General features: G+C 49.7%; 14 protein-coding genes. 8 read left to right on the plus strand and 6 right to left on the minus strand.

Annotation, left to right across the window (positions count from 1 at the left end):
* Positions 1-400: 400 nt before the first annotated feature.
* Entirely contained in the window at positions 401-613 is a 213-nt protein-coding gene (locus BLA28_RS05320; protein ID WP_009255996.1) for a cold-shock protein, read from the plus strand.
* A 413-nt stretch (positions 614-1,026) separates the two neighbouring features.
* On the opposite strand, the gene BLA28_RS05325 is transcribed toward BLA28_RS05320, so the two are convergent.
* The 3 genes from BLA28_RS05325 to BLA28_RS05335 all read right to left on the minus strand — a co-directional run bounded on the left by BLA28_RS05325 (position 1,027) and on the right by BLA28_RS05335 (position 6,190).
* The gene (locus BLA28_RS05325; protein WP_069156334.1) at positions 1,027-3,732 is read right to left on the minus strand and encodes an alpha-mannosidase; all 2,706 of its coding nucleotides are present in this window, start codon (positions 3,730-3,732) and stop codon (positions 1,027-1,029) included.
* 185 nt (positions 3,733-3,917) lie between these two features.
* A complete protein-coding gene (locus tag BLA28_RS05330; protein ID WP_069156335.1) occupies positions 3,918-5,462 on the minus strand; it encodes a sensor histidine kinase in 1,545 nt (514 codons plus the stop codon).
* Entirely contained in the window at positions 5,459-6,190 is a 732-nt protein-coding gene (locus BLA28_RS05335) for a response regulator transcription factor (protein WP_044971389.1), read from the minus strand. The genes BLA28_RS05330 and BLA28_RS05335 overlap by 4 nt, the downstream gene beginning before the upstream one ends.
* 496 nt (positions 6,191-6,686) lie before the next feature.
* Between BLA28_RS05335 and BLA28_RS05340 the strand changes: the two genes are divergently transcribed.
* The 3 genes from BLA28_RS05340 to BLA28_RS05350 are packed head-to-tail and all read left to right on the plus strand — an operon-like array spanning position 6,687 to position 9,087.
* Positions 6,687-7,601 (plus strand): ATP-binding cassette domain-containing protein, encoded by a 915-nt coding sequence (locus BLA28_RS05340; RefSeq protein WP_069156638.1) that lies wholly within the window; start codon positions 6,687-6,689, stop codon positions 7,599-7,601.
* On the plus strand, positions 7,598-8,353 hold the full coding sequence (locus BLA28_RS05345; RefSeq protein WP_050018897.1) for an ABC transporter permease: 756 nt from the start codon (positions 7,598-7,600) through the stop codon (positions 8,351-8,353). The genes BLA28_RS05340 and BLA28_RS05345 overlap by 4 nt, the downstream gene beginning before the upstream one ends.
* Positions 8,354-8,355: 2 nt before the next feature.
* Positions 8,356-9,087 carry an ABC transporter permease gene (locus BLA28_RS05350; protein ID WP_069156336.1) on the plus strand — a complete coding sequence of 244 codons (732 nt, stop codon included), beginning with the start codon at positions 8,356-8,358 and terminating at the stop codon, positions 9,085-9,087.
* A gap of 59 nt (positions 9,088-9,146) precedes the next feature.
* Here BLA28_RS05350 and BLA28_RS05355 read toward each other — a convergent pair whose 3' ends face one another.
* Entirely contained in the window at positions 9,147-10,994 is a 1,848-nt protein-coding gene (locus tag BLA28_RS05355; protein ID WP_069156337.1) for a sensor domain-containing diguanylate cyclase, read from the minus strand.
* 552 nt (positions 10,995-11,546) lie between these two features.
* Here BLA28_RS05355 and BLA28_RS05360 point away from each other — a divergent pair.
* Positions 11,547-12,239 carry an AzlC family ABC transporter permease gene (locus tag BLA28_RS05360; protein ID WP_069156338.1) on the plus strand — a complete coding sequence of 231 codons (693 nt, stop codon included), beginning with the start codon at positions 11,547-11,549 and terminating at the stop codon, positions 12,237-12,239.
* Positions 12,236-12,565 (plus strand): branched-chain amino acid transporter permease, encoded by a 330-nt coding sequence (locus tag BLA28_RS05365; RefSeq protein ID WP_081329869.1) that lies wholly within the window; start codon positions 12,236-12,238, stop codon positions 12,563-12,565. Before BLA28_RS05360 ends, BLA28_RS05365 begins: the two co-directional genes overlap by 4 nt.
* 131 nt (positions 12,566-12,696) lie before the next feature.
* On the opposite strand, the gene rbr is transcribed toward BLA28_RS05365, so the two are convergent.
* Positions 12,697-13,236, minus strand: coding sequence for a rubrerythrin (gene rbr / locus BLA28_RS05370; protein ID WP_009256007.1), 540 nt, complete (start codon positions 13,234-13,236; stop codon positions 12,697-12,699).
* Between the two features lie 55 nt (positions 13,237-13,291).
* On the minus strand, positions 13,292-14,671 hold the full coding sequence (locus tag BLA28_RS05375; protein WP_009256008.1) for a [FeFe] hydrogenase, group A: 1,380 nt from the start codon (positions 14,669-14,671) through the stop codon (positions 13,292-13,294).
* Between the two features lie 399 nt (positions 14,672-15,070).
* Between BLA28_RS05375 and BLA28_RS05380 the strand changes: the two genes are divergently transcribed.
* Positions 15,071-16,852 (plus strand): ABC transporter ATP-binding protein, encoded by a 1,782-nt coding sequence (locus BLA28_RS05380; protein WP_069156340.1) that lies wholly within the window; start codon positions 15,071-15,073, stop codon positions 16,850-16,852.
* On the plus strand, positions 16,849-18,585 hold the full coding sequence (locus tag BLA28_RS05385) for an ATP-binding cassette domain-containing protein (protein ID WP_069156341.1): 1,737 nt from the start codon (positions 16,849-16,851) through the stop codon (positions 18,583-18,585). The genes BLA28_RS05380 and BLA28_RS05385 overlap by 4 nt, the downstream gene beginning before the upstream one ends.
* Positions 18,586-18,600: the final 15 nt, after the last annotated feature.

Here is an 18,600-nt window from a genome sequence, read left to right on the forward strand (position 1 = left end):
TGCAAGCCCTCTGCTGCCATGTCCCAACACCCGGCATTTTCGGCTCCCCAAAAACCGCAATCCTGTACGCACAGGGGCTTCAGGGAGTCAGGCGGCCGGAAAATGCCGTTCCAAAAGGCAGGTTCAGGCATGGCATCCTGTCTTTTAAAACCACAGGGTCGTAAAAAGAAATATTTATTAGCGTATTAACATTTTTCTCCATTGATTTTTTACTTAAATTTTCAAAAAAACTCTTGACAGTTTCTTAAAAGAAGGGTACTATGATGCTGTATTCCAAACGATTCAATGATTTCACATATTTTTGTAAATCCTTGGCACGTTCGAAGATTTACAAAAATATGTGATTTTTTTGTATTTCGCCCCGAATATGTAAAAATTTTTAAATGAGGAGGTACCACTAATGAGCAACGGTACAGTAAAATGGTTTAACGCAGAAAAAGGCTATGGTTTCATCACCAACGCAGACAACGGAGAAGATGTATTCGTACATTATTCTTCTATCCAGACTGATGGATTCAAGACATTACAGGAAGGTCAGGCTGTAACATTTGATACAGAAGCTGATCCCAGAGACAGCAAGAAGGTTCGCGCTGTCAATGTTATTCCCCAGTAATCTGAAATAACGTTAAATCAAAAGAAGCGCCTGTATCTTCTGCAGACGCTTCTTTTTTTTATGTGATTTATAACCGTACAGATCCCCTCTCCGTCCCTTGAGATCCGGTTTCCCGCCCCGGCCAGTGACTTCTTTGCGCTGCCGGCCCAGGACATGCAGAGGTCCTTAGAGGGGACGCTTTCGCGCGGATAAACACGCAGCGGTACTAAGGTTGCAAAGGACGCAACCTAAGGACCGGCGAGTTTATAACGCCCCTTACAGGATCCTCTGCATGTCCTGGGCCGGCAGCGCAAAGAAGTCACTGGCCGGGGCGGGAAACCGGATCTCAAGGGACGGAGAGGGGATTTGTATGGTTACAGTGATTTTATAAATACGGCAGGCCGCTGAAAATGGCCTGCCGTAATATATTTCTTTTATTCTTTATCCAGGCCCGCTGTATAAATACCGCAGCCCCTCACCTCTGTTTCTCCGCCTTCCTGATATTCCCTCTTTTCTCCCAGCACATTGGAGCGGTATATCCTCTTATCCGTCTGAAGTACCAGCTTATCCGATTCTTCGGAGGCATTGAATACCCGGAATATAAAGTCCCCTGTCTCCTCCTGCACCTTCCATGCGGTCCAAAGCAGGGTATTTGCGCTCCATTCCAGGAATGTGTAATGCTCCGGTATATTTCCTTCCCCTGTCTCCGCTTTTGCAGCCCACAGCTCAGATGTGAAAGCATAGGCTTCTTCATAGGAACGGTACAGGGCATTTCCTTCTCCATGGGGAATCAGGCAGAATTCCTTTTTCTGCCTTCCCAGGCACTGCGCCTGGGGCGTCGGGAAATCTCCCCAGTCTCCCAGCTCACGGACGCCTCTGTGAAGGGTCAGCGCTATGGTATTTTCCTGTTCCGGAAGAATTTCATACTCGTTTAGGCCTTTATTGGCTATTGTCATTCCGCCTCTGTCCTCATGAACATTGACAAACAGCTGCTGGTGCTGGGCGTTGCAGGGATTTTCCCATACCGGGGACACAGAATTGCTCCGCTTTGCCACCTCAAAAATGGAATCCGCATAATGCCATTGGGTGTCCAGCCCGGTTTTTACCAGCGCACGGAGTCTGTGATCCAGCGCCTGGTTATCAAATTCCACCTCTACCTTCAGGCCTTTGCCCACCCGCTCCAGCACATAAGTGACTGCCACGGTCATGAAAAGTGTTTCCTTGCTGCTGCCGGCTTTCCTGTTTTTAAATTCCACCAGATCCCTTATTTCCTCTGCCAGTCTTTCATCCGCGGAAACAGGAATTTCCATGGTTATTTCAGCCCGTATGGCGGCCCGCAGCGGCGTATCCTCCACCCTGCTGATCACCGCTTCCGCATTTCTGCTGAGAACAGGGGCTTCTCCCACCGGCTTAAAGTAGATATACTCATTGCCGATATCCCTGGTATCCTCCAGCATTACCGCCTCACGGTAAACAATACCGCTCTCCTTATGTGTGATATCCACGGTTCCGTTATCATTCACATGGCAGGAAAGCCACCTGTTTTCCATCGTGTTTTCTGAAATAAAAAGGGAGTCCCCGTTTTCTTTTTCCCCTTCTTCCTCCACAGGAAGCAGGCAGTAGGTATCCATGGTAAAAGGCGCCATTTCTTCGATTTCCAGAGTCACCCTGACTCTGCGTCCGAAGTAAGCATTCCGGAAGCGATCCTTGGGAAGATCATAGCCGAAAGCATAGGGCAGCTCCTCCACCCTGCCGGGAACCGTATTCCCTTCTCTGTCCACAATACGATAGGCAGGAAGTTTTTCCGTTTTGGCCTTCTCCAGACAGGCATCTACCGTACTTCCCTTGAAAGGATATTTTTTTACGGTAAGAACTGCCTCCGCCACCTGGCTTTTCCGGTAACCGGTAGGATTTACCACCAGGAAAGGAACCGCTTCTTCGTCCATTTCACGGAATTTCCGGCAGTCCATATGCGCTGCCAGATAAGCAAGGCTTTCCTCGATGATATGAAGGGCAACCTGCTCCGCCTTCTCAAAACGGGTAACCATTTCCCTGTGTACCGCATCCACGCTGCAGCCGCAGATACTGTCATGAGGATGGTTCTGCATCAGCGTTTTCCAGCCGTAGGCCAGCAGATCATGAGGGTATTCCTTTCCCCATTCATAAGCCATGGCCGCCAGCGGCTCCGCAGCACGGACAAAAAGGGCTTCGCAGCGGGCATTCATCTGTTTCAGATAAATCCGGGCCGACGCCGTATTCGCCAGAGTGTACCAGCCGTCGGTCTCCTGGCTGCGCAGTTCTCCCTTAATCACAGCGAGATCCTCTTTGTGCTCTTCCTTCAGGCACCGGCAATAGTCCGTAAAATTGGAATGGATAAAGGTGATATCGGGAAAAAGATCTGCCGCTGTCCTGAGGGCCTGGGACAAATCCGTCTGTACCGGCTGGTGATCACAGCCGTTCATGAACAGAAGATGATCCGTAGAGGCAAATTTCATGGCCCCCGCCAGCTTTTCCTCCCAGTATTTCCGCGCCTCTTCCGGTTCGGCAGGCACCTCCATGCCGTTATTATACCAATTGGCAAACAGCACTCCCAGAATCCGGGATCCATCCGGGGATTCCCAGAACATTTCCGAATATTGTGAGGTAAAATTATCATTTTCCGCCACTTCGTTGTTAAAGCCGGTAGGCTTCACTCCCCTTCCGAATGCGGCACAGTCGATTCCCGCATCCAGGAGTATCTGGGGCGCCTGTCCCATGTTGCCGAAGGAATCGGGGAAATACCCCACCTTACTCACGTTTCCGTACCTGGCGGCTTCCCTCATACCGGTTTCCATGTTACGGAGGTTGGATTCGCTTCCTGTCAGCCATTCATCCTGCAGGATATACCAGGGACCGATATACAGCCTTTTTTCCTTTACCAGCTTTTCCACCAGTTCTTTCTTCTCGGGCCTCACCTGGAGATAATCATCCAGCATAATCGTCTGTCCGTCCAGATGAAAGCTTTTGAAGTCCGGATCCCTCTCCATGGTATCCAGAAGCCTGTCCATAAATTCCACTTCCAGGCAATGGTGCTTCTCATACGGCAGGTACCATTCCCTGTCCCAATGGGAATGAGAAATCACGTGCGCTTGTTTTTTCATTTTCCCGCTCTCCTTTACTTTGCTCTGCCCATAAATCTTCGTGTTCTCTTATTCTTGTCTTCCATTCACACTTCGGAATCATTATAACGGATCAGCCGAAAAAAATCTTCCGTAAAAGGTTAGATTTATTCTAACGTTTTTATACCCTTCAGCAGTCCGGACAGGCCTGAACCGTTACCCGCCTTTCAGCCCTTCACTTCACCATACCACAGAATCTCCCACCATTTACGCTTTTTCCTGCTCCTTAGGCTCTCCAGGGTGCCTGCCACCGGCAGTAAGAGGATCACTTCCCTTCCGTCCCCGGAAAAGTCCATACGGCCTCCGTGGGTGTTAACTATCTGCTTCACTATACGCAGCCCCATTATGTGGGGTTTTTCCATAATATGCGGCTTTTCCATAACGCGGGACTTTTCCATAACACGGGGCTTTCCCGTCATGCGGCCCGTCTCCTGCTCCTGAACATCCCGGTATCCCAGATCCTGTGTAAGAAGCTCACGGATTTCAGGCGGAATCCCTTTCCCATTGTCCTTCACCCCGATGCGGCACAGGGAAAGCCCGTTTTCGGCAATCAGTTCCCCGCTCATTTCTATACGGCATGAACGGTTATGCCGGACACTGTTTCCGATAAGATTATTCAAAGCTCTGGATAGCAGGCCGATATCCCCCTGCATGACCACGCTCTCCAGTTCCTCCCGGATGGAAACCTCCAGTTCATATTCCTCATCAAACCCTCCGTTCAGCCAGGAAACCGCCACGGAGCGCAGCAGGGCCGCAGGCACATACTCTTCCATACGAAGGGGCTGCATCTGATATTCCAGCTTGGAGGTAAGATTCAGATCCTCTATCAGGTTTTTTATTTTCAGGCTCTGTTCCTTAATAATTCCGGCCTGCCTCCTGTCCTCCTCAGAAAGAGACTCCTTATTTTCCAGATTATCCGCATATCCCATCACCATGGAAAGCGGTGTGCGGATATCATGGGACACGCCGGAAATCCATTCGGTACGGGCTGTGTCCCTCTGCTCCAGATTCCATCTCTGCCTGTCCAGGACTGCGGCGGCCTGGTTCAGCTTTTTCCCCAGCTCTCCCGTCAGCCCCTGCTCCGGAACCAGCACCCGTTTTCCTGATATCAGCCCGTCGATGCCTGACGCCACCGGCCTCAGAGATGAATAAAGGCGGTAACCCGACAGAACCGCAAGAATAAGCACCATAAAAAGATTGGCAAGAACCATCACGATAAGAAAAAACGGCAGCTTCCGTATGGATGACAGAGACATCTCCATCATATACTTGGACACAACACCCTTGGATTCCCCTATGACAAGGAGCCCTTCCTCACAATTCCACACCCGCACCGGATAATCCTTCAGATACCAGCGTGAAAAGGACGCCACCTCTCCCAAAGTAAAATGTACCGGAATTTCCTCCGGCACCTGCCAGTTCCAGATCCTGTTTCCCGAATCATTCAGCAGAAAAGCGAACGCCGCTCCCGTATCCTCCAGAAGCTTATAGCCTTCTTCTTCCAGATACGGCGTCCCGTCCCTTTCCCTGTTCATATGGGAACTGACCTCCATGAGCCGCCGCCTTCCCACGCTGTCCGGGTTTTCCCGGTTCTGGGAGGCGAAATAGGTTCCCACCATCATCATCACACACATATTGACAAGGATAACCACGGCGGCTATCCATCCGGCGGATAAAATATACCGCCGGTATATTTTAAATAAGCTTTTCATGATCCCTGCTCCTTTGCCAGACGATACCCCAGCCCTCTCACTGTCAGAAGCCATTCCGGCGACGACGGGTTCTCTTCTATTTTTTCCCGCAGCCTCCGGATATGAACCATCAGCGTATTTTCATATCCATAATACTCATCTCCCCAAACGGTATTGCAAAGGATGTCAAAAGTAACGATATTTCCCCTGTTCTCATACAGCTTCTTCAGAATAGCCAGCTCCTTTGCCGTAAGCTGCAGGCTCTCCTTCCCGTCAGACACGGTACCCGCATTGAAATCCACCTTTTTCTTTCCCAGCTGCAGTATCCCGTCCTCTCCCTGCCGCATTGCCCTTCCCGGCGGGAAGTACGTCCTTTTCAAAACCGCCGTCACCCGGAGAATCAGTTCCTTCGGCAGAAACGGCTTTGTCATATAATCATCCGCCCCCAGGCCAAGTCCCAGAAGCCGGTCATTATCCTCATCCCTGGCAGACAGAAAAAGCACTGGTACCATGGAAACCATGCGTATTCTCTGCATCAGGGAAAAACCGTCGCCGTCAGGCAGGTTAATATCCAGAATAACCAGATCCGGTTCCTTATTTCCCATCTGAAAATAAAGAAAGGCTTCCTCACAGCTTCCTGCCGACTCCACATTCCGGAACCCTTCTCTGCAAAGCATATCCGTAAGCATCCTGCATAAGTCTTCATTATCATCCACCAGCAGCAGGCTGCTGTCATATATCGTATTCATACAGTACTCCTTTTCTGAACTTTCCCGGATCTTCCGTCCTGTTACTATTCACGGTTCCTGTGCCGTCGGTCTTAGGATTCCGTCCGCCCGGTATTCCCTGTCCTGTCCTGCGTACCGCAGTTCTGCAAGGATTCCTGTATGGGCCGTATAAATACGCCGGTCCTTAGGCTGCGTATTTTGCTGCCTTAGTACCGCTGCGTATTTATCCGAGCGGAAGCGTGCCCTGACAGGAACCTTGCAGAACTACGGTACGCAGGACAGGACAGGGAATACCGGGTGGACGGAATCTTAAGACCGACGGCACAGGAACCGTGAATAGTAACCCTGTTTTCCATTATATCCGCAAGCTGCCTGTCCTTCCAGAGTTCCGGCAAAAATTTAAGGTAAAAGTAAGGCAGGCTTCATGGACGTTTAAGGGGGCTCCTTTATTCTGGGTACAAGAAAGAAATTGCATCACACAAACACGGCGCCAAACGCCGGAGAAATGGAGAAAATTATGGCACTGGCAGTAAAAACCAATCAGCTCACCAAAACCTACAACAACACCCCCTGCGTAAATAATGTGGATCTGCGGATCCCCGAGGGCAGCATCTACGGCTTTCTCGGCCCCAACGGCGCAGGAAAAAGCACGACCATGAAAATGATTCTGGGCCTGATCAAATGCAGCGGCGGCACCGTTGAGGTCCTGGGACAGACCATGAATGACAAAAACCGCCTGGCAATCCTCCGGGACACAGGCTCGCTCATTGAATCCCCTTCCTATTACGCCCACCTCACGGGACGGGAAAACCTGAAGATCGTATGTCTCCTCAAGGGAGTTCCCGAAAAAGAAATCGATGAGGTTCTCCGCATTGTCCGAATGGAGAAACAGCAGAATAAAAAGGCGGGGCATTATTCCCTTGGCATGAAGCAGCGCCTGGGCCTGGCCTCCGCCCTTCTGGGACGTCCGAAGCTGCTTCTTTTGGATGAACCCACCAACGGCCTGGATCCTGCCGGCATCCAGGAGATGAGGGAGCTGATTTGTTCTCTCCCCGGCAAATATGGTATGACCGTCATGATATCCAGCCACCTTCTCAGTGAAATCGATCAGATGGCTACCCATACGGGCATTATCGACCGGGGCGAACTTATTTTCCAGGACAGCCTCGCTCACCTGTATGAACACAGCCGGAAACAGATACGGCTTCGCACCATGGATAATAAAGCCGCCTTCCGCTATTTAACCGATCAGAAGGTAACCTGCCGCATAGAAGGGGAATATCTTACCTTCCGTGATATGTCGGATGATAAACTGGCATTTCTCATGGCAGGGACTGCGGCCTCCGGCGCCGGTCTTCTCCGGATCCAGGAACAGCAGCAGACCCTGGAGGATATTTTCCTGGATTTAACCGGAAGGAAGGTGAGCTTATGATTACCGCTTTACGGGCCGAACTGAAAAAAATAAGGGGCCGCTTCCTCTGGGCTCTTCCTCTCGGTGTTGTGGGCATGGAGTTCCTCTGGATGATGTCCAACAGCTATCTGGCAAAACCGGAAGCTTCCGCAGAAGGGTATTTCAATCTTCTGTTCCAGCTCCCCCTGCTTAACACCATTTTTCTTCCTCTGATTCTTGCGGTCATGGCAAGCCGCATATGTGATGCGGAAAATAAGGGGAATACCTATAAGCTGCTCTGCACCATGCAGGAGAAAAAAAAGATATTTGACGCAAAGCTCCTTCTGGGAGGTATCTATATCCTTTTCCTCACCCTGCTGGAAGGCGCCAATGTTCTGCTGCTTGGAAGGCTGCTGCACTTCACGCAGCCGCTTCCCATAAAACACCTGCTCCCCTTCCTTGCCGTGCTCTTTGTAGTGAGCCTGGCGCTGTATCTGATGCAGCAGGTTCTTTCCATGCTCATAACCAGCCAGCTCATGCCTCTCTTCATCGGGCTTCTGGGCAGTCTGGTTGGTGTCTTTTCCGCCTTCTTCCCTGTGGGAAGCGTGGCCAATTTTCTCCCCTGGGGCTATTACATGGTAGGGCTGACCCTTTCCTCCTGGTATGACGAAAGCGCCCGCACCATGTATCTGTATGAATCCCCCTTCCGATGGGGCTGGTTTTCCGTTTTCCTGATCGCGGCCGCAGCGCTTTACATCGTGGGAAAACATTTATTTATGAAAAAGGAGGTTTAACTATGCTGTTTTCCTGTATGCGCGCAGAACTTATGAAACTGAAACGTTCTTTTATCTGGGTGGTTTTCCTCATTCTCCCCTTGATCAGCACCGTAATGGGGTGTGCAAATTACCTGCAGAATGTGGAAATCCTGGACTCCCTGTGGTACAGTCTCTGGACTCAGACCACCCTGTTTTATTCCAATTTTTTCTTTGGCCCCCTCATTGCCGTTTACTGCGCCTACCTCTGGCGTGTGGAAAATTTCAACCACAACCGCAATGCCCTGATGACCGCCCCCGTTCCCATTCCCATCCTGTATTTATCCCAGTTTCTGGCCATTGCCTGCGTCACTCTTTTGACCCAGCTCTGGGTGGGCGTCCTGTACTTCATCAGCGGCCGCGCGGTGGGTATGGCGGGTTTTCCTCCTATACAGACCTGCTTCTGGCTGCTGAGAGGCTGTTTAGGGGGACTGGCCATAGCCGCCCTGCAGCTGTTGCTCTCCTCCTTCATCAGAAGCTTTGCCCTTCCCATAGCAATCGCCTTACTGGGCAGTATATCCGGCCTTCTTTTTTCCTCCAGGGATCTGGGACTTTATTGTCCTTATTCCCTCATGCTCCTGGGCATGAATTCCAACCGGGAAGAAGATATCCTCTCCGGCTCCTCCCTGCCCTTTCTGTTAAGCTGCACCATTTTCCTGCTGCTTTTTGTACTGCTGGAAATAGGGTACCTGAAGAAATCGGATGTAAAAGCATAATCCCCTTTTTCCTGAAAAGAGCGGCCCTCTTCGGCCGCTCTTCATATCTCCCGGGCAAATTAATTCACCTCCGGGTCCTTTATCTCTGATTTTTCATCCATCTCCGACAGGGATTTCCTTGACACATGGGAAAAATAGCAGCTGAATTCCCCGCTTTTTTTCTTTTTAAAAATCATGCTGTCATTAAACGGCCTCCTGACAAGATGCCCCAGCCGGTCAAATCGATCCAGATAGCACCAGTTACAGCACAGCCAGGTATCCTCCGACAGCTTTCTGGTATACTGCTCCAGATTCCTTATCATACATCCGGCCATCGCATCAGCCATTCTGATAAAATATCCTTCCGCCTCTTTACGCCCATACACCCTGGGATGTTCTTCATCCGCCCAGACAAAGGATTCATCCATATATCGAAGCAGCCTTCCCACATCCTGCTTTTCAAAATACAAATGCAGCATTTCCTGGGAAACCTGTTTTATCTGCGCCTCCTCAAGGATATCCAGCGTATTGCCCTGAAGCGGTTCCTTCTGTAATTCGTCTGTTTTAAACCGTATCCTCTCAGGCTCTTCTTCCCCTGAAGCCTCCAGGACAGAATAAAAATTTTTCTTATCCTGATACATCAGGTTTTCCGCTTCATTTATTGCCTGCTGAAGGGAATTGCCCTTCTGTGTCCAGTTCACACCGACCGCAGCGATATCGCCGTTTTCTTCCCTGAAAATACACTTCAGCTGCGCCGTCTTTTCCAGAAATTCCTCCTGCCCCAGATCCTGACAGAGAATGACAAATTCATCCCCGCCTGTCCTGTACCTGGAGGCATTTCCAAAAACACTGCTGATTTTCTGATAAGTGCGTATGAGCAGTTCATCCCCCGCCACATGGCCATATTGATCATTGGTTTCCTTCAGCCCGTTAACATCAACGAAAACAACTCCCCAGCCATAGCCCTTATCCGGAATCGGCGGGGTAATATCCCTTATAAAGGCATTTCTGTTCATTGCCCCGGTCAGCCCGTCCGTAAAACTGAGCTGCTGCAGCCTGTCTGCCATACGGTTCCTGGAAATAAGCGTCTGGAAAAAATAAGCCAGGATATTCAGGATTGCCGTCGTATTCTCCAAATCCTGAACGGGAGGATTGTCCACCCCAAAAAATCCCATAACAGCGTCATTTTCTATCAAAGGCACCGTTACCAGAGAATGGATATTCTGAAGATGGAGCTTTTCATATTCCCTGGGCTCGCTCTCCTTAAACTCCTCCAGATCCTTGATGATCACACTCTCCCCTTTTTCAAAATAGGTCATCCAGCGCCGGATATCCGATACCGGCACATCCTTCAGATTATTAATCTGAGGCTCCACCCCCGGCGCACACCATTCATAAGTGTTGTCCATCAGACTCCCGTAGATTTCAAAAATGTAAGTCCTCTCACTATAAAGATACTCCCCCATTACCTTCAGAGTATTTTGTATCGCCACATCCACGTCAACAGAGGAATGCATCATACGAATGCATTCCAGTACCTCCTGCTCACGATCCAGCGTCTCCTGAAGCTTCTTCTTCTCCCTGGTGCTCTTAGTAACATCCAGAGCAATTTCCAGCCTTACCAGCCGTCCGTTCCCGTCCCAGTCCACAAGCTTATCCTTCAGGAGAAAATGCCCGTCCGCAATTTCGTTATCTCTTTCCCACTCATAATAACTGTCTTCCGTCAACAGATCATTATTACAGAAATCACAGGGCTCCGTCCTTCCCTGAAGGACCTCATAGCATTTCTTACCCTTTACTTGTTCAAAATTATCATATCCGAATACCTGAAGGCCGCATTTATTCAGATAAAGCAGCTCATAGCTCTCCCTGTCCGACACATAAATCAGCTCATTCAGCCCATCGAATTCCACCGCCAGATTTTTCATAAGAACCTCACTTATTTATATCTTAATCATACTAGTTCCAAACAACTCTGTCCAGCAATACTTAGATATCTGTTTATGCTTTTGTGTTGTAGTTCAGGTTTGTGTTTCATAGCCCCGCCCTCCCCGCCCGCCGTTTTTCCCCACCCGCCCTGCCAGATGCTTCCTCCTCCGGATCGGATTCTGTCCCCTGCGCAGGCACGCTAGTGAGTGCTCGCACTCGCTTTCACTCTGCCAAAAACGCAGCGGTACTAAGATTGCACAGGACGCAATCTAAGGACCGGCGTTTTTAGAAGGCCTTTGCAGGGGACAGAATCCGATCCGGAGGGGGCTGGCATCTGGAGGGCGGGTGGGGAAAAACGGCGGGCGGGGAGGGCGGGGCTATGAAGCGGAAGGCTGAGCTGCGGCATAAAAGGATGACGTAATATAAAAGGATGATTGCAAACATGTTCGGATACGGATATAATAAGTTTCGGTAAACCATCAGTATCGCGATGGAACGCAGGACGGCTGACGGAATGCAAACTTTTTACATAAATTAGGAGGTTCGGACTAATGAAAAGAAAAGCTCTTAAGGCGGCGTTTCCTTATACCCTGCCGGTTATGATGGGATATCTTTTTCTGGGTATGGCTTTTGGTATTCTTCTCACCAGTAAGGGGATTTTTTATGGATGGGCGTTGTTCATGAGCCTGTTTGTATACGCCGGTTCCATGCAGTTTGTAGCGATTGAACTGCTTCTCACCCCTTTTGCTCCGCTGTCTGCGGCTCTGGTAACTCTTATGGTGAATGCCCGCCATCTTTTTTATGGGCTCTCCATGCTGGAACCTTTTAAAATTATGGGAAAGCTTAAACCTTATATGATATTCTCCTTAAGCGATGAAACCTATTCCCTGGAATGTTCGGCAAAACCGCCGGAAGGCGTTGAACGGAAGTATTTTCTTTTCTTTATAGCCCTTCTCGATCAAAGCTACTGGGTGATTGGCACCCTGGCAGGTGTTCTGGTGGGAAATATTTTTCCCCTGGATTCCACGGGAATTGATTTCGCCATGACGGCTCTGTTTCTGGTTATTTTCCTGGAGCAATGGGAAAGTACCTCCAATCATATCCCGGCGCTTGCAGGACTGGTTATTACGTTCCTGTGCCTGATTACGGCAGGCCATGATAATTTCCTTCTTTTTTCCATGGCCGGTATTCTTGTATTCCTTATACTTTTCAGAAAACAATGCACAAAAGAGAGGTCCCTATGACAAGCTTACAAATACTAATCACACTTTTGGTTATCGCTCTCGTTACCATCCTGACCCGGGCGCTCCCCTTTCTGTTCTTTCCGGCGGGGAAAAAGACACCGGAAATTGTTAATTACCTGGGCACGGTCCTGCCTTTTGCAGCCATGGCCATGCTGGTAGTCTATTGCTTCAAATCCGTTTCCATCCTGAAGGGTTCCCATGGAATCCCTGAACTTCTCGCGGCGGCCTTCGTTCTCTGCGTACATAAGTGGAAGCATAATATGCTGCTGAGCATCGGCGGAGGGACTGTCCTGTATATGTTTCTTGTACAGGTTATTTTCAAATAGGCAGTCTGTCCGGATACCGCTTGCCGGAAAGAAATCTTTCCAAAAAATATCCGCAGTCCCCGTCAACAGGGAACTGCGGATATTCAGCTGTTCTTTAATTTTTTCCACCAGGCTGCTGTAAAACCGGCTTATTAATAGTTCTCAGCTTTCACCTGGAAGTATGCCTGGGGATGTGCGCATACAGGGCAGACTTCAGGAGCTTTCTTGCCTATGCAGATATGTCCGCAGTTGGAACACTGCCAAACCACATCGCCGTCCTTGGAGAATACCATATCTCCTTCCACGTTTGCAAGAAGCTTTCTGTATCTATCCTCATGCTCTTTTTCAACCTTGGCAACGCCTTCGAATAATCTGGCGATCTCAGTAAAGCCTTCTTCTTTGGCTTCCTTTGCGAAATTAGCGTACATATCGGTCCATTCGTAATTCTCGCCTTCCGCTGCTGCCAGCAGACATTCTGCGGTGGAGCCGATACCGTCATTCAGAAGCTTGAACCACATTTTTGCATGCTCTTTTTCATTGTTTGCTGTTTCCTCAAAAATATTGGCAATCTGTACATAGCCGTCTTTCCTGGCCTTGGATGCAAAGTATGTATACTTATTCCTCGCCATTGATTCTCCTGCAAATGCGGTTTCCAGATTCTTTTCTGTTTTGGATCCTTTTAAATCAGCCATAACATATTCTCCTTTTCTTTTGATAAAATTTTTTGTCCGTAACTGCCAGATACTTTTATTTTACTCCTAAATCAGCGCTTCTGTCCACATAAAAAGTATGCAGCATCTGCTCTGCAAGATGGCTCAGGGGCCTTCCGTAGAACTCCTCGTACAGCCTTATGAGCTCTTCATTCTGATGGCTGCAGCGTATCTTCATCTGCCGGTCTCTCTCGTAAAGGCTTTGGATACGGGCCTTTATCAGGGTATCTCCCTTCCATTCCGTATCCTTAGGCTGGCCTCCGCCTCCGATACAGCCTCCGGGGCAGGTCATCACTTCCACGAAATGATACTGCTTCTCTCCGTTTTTGATCTTTTCCAGCAGGCGGCCAGCATTGGCGGTACCATAAACCACCGCCAGCTTAAGAATCACATCGTCATTGATATAGACAAAGGCTTCCTTTACTCCGTCAAGCCCTCTCACGGACTGCAGCTCATACAGCAGAGGCGGGGCTTCTTCTCCGGTAACCATATGGTACGCTGTCCGTACCGCGGCTTCCATAACCCCTCCGGTATTCCCGAAAATCACACCGGCGCCGGAGCCTTCTCCCATCAGGTCGTCGTAATCCTCGTCCGCCAGCCCCGCGAAGTCGATTCCCTCTTCCCTCGCCCATTTGGCCAGCTCTCTTGTAGTGATGCAGTAATCCATATCCCGCATCCCTTCTATTCCCAGATATCGCCCTGCGGCATTCATCTCTTCCCTGCGGATTTCGAATTTCTTAGCCGTGCATGGAGTGAGCGCCACATTTACGATACGTTTGGGATCAATCCCCATTTTCTTTGCAAAATAAGTCTTTATGGTAGGCCCCTGCATCCCGATAGGGCTCTTGGCGGAAGATACATTATCCCTCATTTCAGGATAATAGGTCTCCACGTATTTCACCCAGGCGGGACAGCAGCTGGTAAACTGAGGAAGAGGCGCGGTCCCTTTGGTCAGCCGTTCTACCAGTTCGCCGGCTTCCTCCATAATCGTCATATCTGCTGCAAAATTGGTATCCAGAACGTAATCGGCACCCAGCTTTCTCAGCAGCGCCACCATCTTACCCTGGACAAAGCTTCCGTCCGCCATCCCGAATTCCTCTCCCAGCGCCGCACGGACGGAGGGGGAAGTACTGAAAATAACAATGCGGTCCGGATTGGCCGCGGCTTTCCTGACGCGTTCATACTCATATCTTTCTGTAATGCTTCCGGCAGGACAGACATTGGCACACTGTCCGCAATGGATACAGATAGCATTATCACCCGTAAGGCTCAGGTCATAGCGTCCCGCTACCCCGATGCTTTCCGTACATACCTTTTTACATTGGCCGCATTTGATGCACTTGGCCTCATCCCTGCATATAGACGGATTATCCGGTTCTATGGGAACCCTGATATCCGTAAAATTATGCTTGCTCATCCTGTGTCCTTTCTACTATAAAGCCTTTTCCAGTTCCTGATCCTTACCCGCCGGCCAGGTAATTCACAGGTCATTTCCTTTGATGTTTCCAGTATATCCCTTCTTTTTCTGATTGTCAATAACAATAATAGAAATAATTACTATTTTTATTATAAAGTTTTCAGGAAAGGTATGAACGGTACCATATATGGAATTATGTCAAAAAAAATTATAATTGTTCTCTCCCTTGTCTCTTATCCCACGGACCCGTTATTATAGCTTTACAGGACTGCCGTAATCCTTCCGGGGATTCCGGAATAATCATTAACTTCACAGGTAACTGTTCTTATCCCTTTTCCTCCATGGCCTCAGGCATGGCAGGAAGGAACCCCATTACAAAAAAATTACAGGATAGAAAATATGGATATCTTAAAAAACAACAAAAGAACGGTGCTTCTTCTGAGCGCCGTCATACTGGCAAATACAGGCCTGCAGATTCTGGTGCCCAGGTTTCTGAGCGCTTTTATCGACAGGGCGGAAACCAATGCGCCCATGACAGCCATAACCCTGATCATCGCAGGTTATCTGTTTACGGTAGCCGCCCAGAAAGGGGCCGGCCTCTGTGAAGAATTTATCTCCTGCAGGCTCGGCGGAAGAATCACCAATCGGATAAGGCACCAGATGCTGGAACATTTCATTGATCTCCCCATGAACAAGCATGATACCTTCAGCAGCGGTGAAATCATGACGCGGCTGGACGAGGATGTGGAAGGTGTATACGAATATTATCAGATATTATTCCTTCGGATCGGAACCAGCGTCCTTCTTCTCGTCGGAGTCATTCTTTCTGTCGCCATGAAAAACCGTCTGACAGCCCTCTTAATGCTCGCAGTAAGCCTGTTCAGCATATGGATTTACAAAGTCATTTCCGATTTCGGCACCAAATGCTATCTGAAAAGCAGCCAGGCCGCCGCCGTCTTTAACGGCATCCTGAAGGATAAGCTGGACAATCTTGTGGAAATCCATCTGGCAGGCGCCGAAAGACATGCGCTGGTTTCCCTGAAAAAAGCCATGCATGAAAAATTCCGGGAATCCCTTCCCGCCGGCCAGATGTACGGCAGGCTTTGGAGGGCATCTACGGTGATGGAAGTGATCAGCGTGGGAGGCACCCTGCTCATAGCCTCCTTGTTATGGGACAAAGGAATGATTTCCCTGGGTACCGCCTATCTGTTCTACAATTATGTAGATTTAATTTATGCTCCCCTCCAGTCCTTCCGCAATCATCTGGGAGGCCTGCAGAATGCTTCCGCCAGGAAAAAGCGTGTGGAAGCCTTTCTGAAGGAACCTGCCGAAAACGGCATCCCTGAAGAACACAACGGTAATTGTACTCCCTCTGCACAGGCCGTCCCTTATCCTGCACAGGATGAAAATACCCCCGCGGCTTCCCTGAAGGATTTCTCTTCCCTGGAAGTAAGAAACCTTCATTTCAGTTACCAGGAGGGAACGGAAATCCTCCGGGGAATCAGTTTTACCATACATAAAGGGGATCTCATGGGAATCATGGGGGAAACCGGATGCGGCAAAACCACGCTGGTGAAGCTCCTGGCAAGGCTTTACAGCTGTCCGGCCGGCAGTATCTTCATAAACGGCCTGGAGCTTGACAGCTACAGTCTGAAAGAGCTGAGGGAAGAGATTCTTTACTGTCCCCAGAAGCCCCAGCTTCTGCACGCATCCTTACGCGATAATATCACTTTATTCGATCCTGATATCAGGGATGAGGATATTTATAAAGCCATAAACGCCCTGGGGCTGGAGCTCTGGCTGGAAGGCTTTGAAAGGGGCCTGGATACCTCTTTTTCTTCTGCAGAAGGCAGTATATCTGCCGGTGAGGCCCAGTTTGTAAGCATCATCCGTCTTTTTCTCCGTCATCCCCAGGTTATCATTCTGGATGAAATCACTTCCAGCCTGGATAAAAAGAAGGAAAAGGAGCTGATGAACGCCATAAAACGGCTGAGCGGTGAAAGGACTGTCCTCATGATCGCCCATCATCCGGAGGCACTGCGGATGGTGAATAAAATTCTTGTGCTGGACGGCGGCATCCTCGTGGAAGAGGGCGAAACGCGCCGCCTTATGAACAATCCCGGTTCCCTTTACTATAAAGCACTTACGGCAGGGGATGAGAAAGGAGGAATTTCTTTATGAATAAAAACAGCTACAGGGACTTCTTCCTGAGAAACATTAAGATACGGCCTTGGCTCACCCTGTTCAGTATCTTTCTCAATATATATATTTTCTGTTATGCCGCCGTGAACATCAGCTGCTTACGCTGGATTCTGAACAGTCTGCAGGAAAATATCCGGGGGCAGGGGATCCTGTCCGTGATCTGGCCCTGCTTCCTGATCATGGCTGTGAACGGAGTCTTACGCTGCCTGTGCATCAAAGGCTCCGCCTATACGGATGTCCTTCGGAACTATTATTATCAGGACAGCCTCCGCCTGCAGTTTTTCAAAGGACTCCTGAAAAACGATTATATTAAGGAAAAAGCCGTCAATTCCGGAAAGGTCTTCGAACGGCTGGACGACGATGTACCTGCCGCCACATTCCCTGTGGAACTCCTGACGGAAGTGACCGGATATGTGGTTTATACTTTAGCTGCCATCGGTTCCCTTCTGCTTGTCAACTGGAAAATAACCCTTTTTATCTTCCTTCCCTTATCCCTGTGTCTTTTCCTCATAAAAAAGCTGTCGGGAAAAATAGGCGAAAGCCGGAAGAAAAACAGGGCCATGCACGATTTTGCCTCAGATACGCTGTCCGATATCACCACGGCTGTTCTGTCCATTAAAACCATGGGCGGGAAAAAATCCGTCCTGCGAAGATACGATTCCGTTTTGGAGCAGCGGACCAAAACACAGGTAAAGGATACGCTGTTCCAGTCCGGGGTGAATGCCGCAGTGGATATCGCCTCCGTCATCTGTGTCGCCGCCATGATGGCAGGCGTCGCGGGACTCATGCGTGCGGGCAGGTTCCCGCTGGGCGACTTTTCTATTTTCATCTGTTATCTGGATACGCTGAATGACTGTATCCTCCGCATAATAGAATTGTATACGGAAACAAAGAAGGCCGAGGTTTCCTGGCAGCGGATCAGGGAATCGGCAGGAGAAAAAAATACAGCTGTTCTGGGGCAGACAGGAAATCTGATTTTGGCAGGAGCACAAAAAAGCATTCTCACTTCGAAAGAAAAGGCAGACCTTCCGCCTGCCTTTTCCGCCCGGCCTGCGGAGCCCTTCCGGCAGCTGGACGTAAAGGCTCTGTCCTGCATCTATGAGGACGGCAGAGGAATCCGGAATGTGGATTTCACCCTTCGCGCCGGGGAAATCCTTGTCCTGACCGGCCCTGTAGCTTCAGGAAAATCAAGCGTGCTTCATGCCCTCCTTGGCATTGTCCCTGGCACCATCGGAGAACTCCTGTGGAACGGAGAAAAAACAGAAGATCCCTTTTCCCTGTTTCAGCTGCCCAACGCGGCAGTCTGCCTGCAGAACTCCCATCTGCTCAACGCCACCATCCGTGAAAACCTCACTCTCGGAAGAGATTTTTCCGATGAGGCCTGCCTGGAAGCGCTGAATGACTGCTGTATTGCAGAAGAAGTAATGCATATGCCGAATGGTCTGAACACCTTGGCGGGCGAAAACGGAATTATGCTTTCCGGCGGCCAGAAGCAGCGGATCCTGCTGGCCCGCATGCTGCTTATCCACCCCCGCCTGTATCTGCTGGACGATGCCACAAGCGCCCTGGACGGGAAAACAGAACGAAAGATCATAGAAACCCTCAGAGAACGAATGCGGCGCGACAATGGTGCCGCAGTCATAGTCAGTAACAGTGACTATGTCAAAGCGATGGCGGACCGTATTTTATCCATCGGCGGAAATGCCTCTTAAGACATCCTCAGGGCG

Source organism: Eisenbergiella tayi, assembly GCF_001881565.1.
Taxonomy (GTDB): Bacteria; Bacillota; Clostridia; order Lachnospirales; family Lachnospiraceae; genus Eisenbergiella; species Eisenbergiella tayi.